Below are 2,872 nucleotides of genomic sequence, written 5' to 3' on the forward strand. Positions count from 1 at the left end.
TCGGCGACCGCCGCGCGCCACTGCGGCTGCGCGGCCAGCCGCGACGGCGCCTCGGCGTCGGCGCAGCGCGCGAACCAGACCAGCGCCGGCTCGCCCTCGCGCACCGGCAAGCGCGGGAATGCGTTCGGCGTGTCGTCGCTGACGTACACGCCGAGCAAGGCCAGGCCGGCCGCGGACAACTGCGGCGCGAACTCGCGCTCGAAGCGTTCGAGGAAACCGTCCTGCGCCGGTGCGTGCAGCTCGCATACGCCGATGCAGATCGTGCCGCCGTCCTCGCCGGTGTCGCTGCCGCTGCCGTTACCGTTACCGTTACCGTTACCGCCGCCGAGCGGCGCGCGTTCGCGCACGGCCGCGGGCAGCGCGGTGTGCGCCCGCGCCGGCTTGAGCAGGCGCACGTCGTCGCTGTCGATCATGGTCGCGTTGGCGGCGTCGCGGTGGCGCTTCCAGGTCGGGCCGGCGTAGAAACCCTGCAGGGATTCGGCGCGCAGCGCGTGGCCGGGAAAGCCGCGCACCCAGGTGTAGCGGTCCGCATCGTCGAGCTCGCGGAACTGGCCGATCAGGTGCATGCCGACGGCTTCCTGCGATTCGACGAACTCGCGCTCGAACAGCGCGATCAACTCGTCGCGGCGTCCGGGCTTCAGCGTGTAGCGGCGCAGTTCGATCACCGCGTCCTCGTGCCGCAAGCGGCCGTCCTCGCCGCGCCGGCGCAGCCACATATGCCAGTTGGTTTCCCAGGTGGCGCCGCCGTCGACGGAGAATTGCTGATGCCAGTGCGCGGTGTTCGCGCCGATCCCGCTCCAGACGAAGCGCGCGCGCACCGGCCGGCCCTCGTGTTCGAGGTCGCCTTCGAACACGCCCACGCCGTCGGCGAAGCCGCCGCCGACCGGCGGCTCCAGCACGCCGTCGTGGCTGCCGGCCCACCAGATGTTCCAGCGCCGGCGCTGCAGGTCGAACAGGCGCAGGGTCATGCCCTGGAAGTCTTCGGCCTGGCCCGGCCGGCGCCAGTCGCTGAGGAAGGCATCGACGTTGCCGAGCCCGCCGAGCACCGGCTCGCAGCTCTGGGTGGCGTGGAAAACGTCCCAGTCGTCGCAGCCGGTCAGGCGCTGGCGCAGGCGCTCGTTGCGCACCTGCCAATGGCCGTGCAGGAAATCGAAGTCGTGGCGGCCGTCGTGGTTCATCGCGATCCCGGAGGTTGGAAACCGGGCCAGGATGCGCGCGGGCTGCTGCCAGCACCTTGTCAGCAGGGCGGTGCGGGCGCGAATCCGCACCCCCTGCGCAACCCGCGGCCGCCCCCTGTAGGAGCGGCGCAAGCCGCGACCGCGAATCCGCAACGACGACGCCAACCGCCTGCGGTCGAGCGGCGCCGGCGGTCGAGGGGTCGCGGTCGCGGCTTGCGCCGCTCCTACACGGGGCCCGGGCGGCTTACGGCGCGACCGGCGGGAACCAGACGCAGACTTCGAAGCCGCGGCCGGGGCCGCGCGGGTCGTCGGCGCCGCGCTCCAGGCCGGGGCCGCATTCGATCTTGGCGCCGTGGGTCTGGGCGATGCGCGCGACCAGCGACAGGCCGATGCCGCTGCCGCCGTCGGGGCTGCCGGGCGCGCGGTAGAAGCGGTCGAAGATGCGCTCGCAGTCCTGCTGCGCCACGCCCGGGCCGTTGTCGGCCACGCGCAGCACCGCGCCGCCGGCTTCGGCCGAACAGCTCACCGCGACCTGGCCGTCGGCGCCGGCGTGGCGCACGGCATTGTCGATCAAGTTGCGCAGCAGGATGCCGAGCTGGTCGACGTCGCCGAGCAGGCGGGTCGGTTCGGCGCGCAGGCTGATGCGCTGGCGGCGCTCGCGCGCCAGGGTCTCGAAATCGCGGATCACCAGCACCACCAGGTCCGACAGGTCCAGCGGCGCCAGCCGCACGCTCTCCTCGCCGGCGTCGAGCCGGGCCAGGTCGAGCAACTGCTCCGACAGGCGCGCGCTGCGGCGCACGCCGGCGCTGAGCTTGCGCAGCGCTTCGTTCTTCTCTTCCAGCGTGTTCGCGCGCAGCGCCAGTTCGGCGTGGGTGCTGAGTACCGCCAGCGGCGTGCGCAGCTCGTGCGCGGCGTCGGAGATGAAGCGGCGCTCGTGCTGCACGGCGGCGTCGACGCGTTCGAGCTGGCCGTTGAAGGCTTCCACCAGGGGATGGAATTCCGACGGCAGCGGATGGGTCGGCAGCGGGGTCAGGTCCAGCGGCTGGCGCTGCAACAGGGTGCGGCGCAGCGCGGTGATCGGCCGCAGCGAGCGCCCGATCACCAGCCAGGTGGCGAGCGCGAACACCACCAGGATCAGCGCCGCGGCGAGCAGGCTGCCGAGGATCCAGCCGCGCAGCTCCTCGATCGCCATGCGCTTGGTCCGGCCCACCTGCACCACCAGGCCGCGCTTGGGATCGCTGAGGGTGTAGACCTGCCAGCGCTCGCCGTCGATGACGCGGCGGGCGAAGCCGTCCTTGAACTCGGGATTGAGCGGCTGCATCGGCGCGGCCGCCGAGTACACCACGTTGCGGCCCTGCGCCCACACCTGGAAGCTCATCTTGTGGTCGGCGTTGACCGGCACGGCAACCCGCCGCGGGTCGCGCGAAGGCAGCCGTTCCAGGCCTTCGGGCATGGAGCCGAGCACCTGCTCGGCGATCTCGCGCAGCGAGTGGTCGAGCATGCCGGTGCGCTCGCGGCCGAGCTGCCAGATCTGGCAGCTCAGCCACACGAACCAGGCCAGCAGCACCGTCTTGAACAGCACCCAGGTGAGCTTCCAGCGCAGCGAGCGGCCGGCCGGGAACTCGCGCGAGCGCCGGCAGCGTTCGCGCCAGCCCACCCGCTCGGGGTCGCGCGCGCGCTCGCCGGTCGCGCGC

2 protein-coding genes are annotated in these 2,872 nt (G+C 72.8%); both read right to left on the reverse strand.

Annotated elements, in window-relative coordinates:
• The coding region (locus tag A7A76_RS18460) for an NIPSNAP family protein (protein ID WP_206412577.1) at positions 1 to 1,178 on the reverse strand (1,178 nt) is incomplete at its 3' end.
• A 244-nt stretch (positions 1,179 to 1,422) separates the two neighbouring features.
• A partial coding sequence (locus A7A76_RS18465; RefSeq protein WP_206412578.1) for a sensor histidine kinase occupies positions 1,423 to 2,872 on the reverse strand: 1,450 nt, incomplete at its 5' end.

Origin of the sequence: Lysobacter enzymogenes, assembly GCF_017168095.1 — a bacterium.
Taxonomy (GTDB): domain Bacteria; phylum Pseudomonadota; class Gammaproteobacteria; order Xanthomonadales; family Xanthomonadaceae; genus Lysobacter; species Lysobacter enzymogenes_D.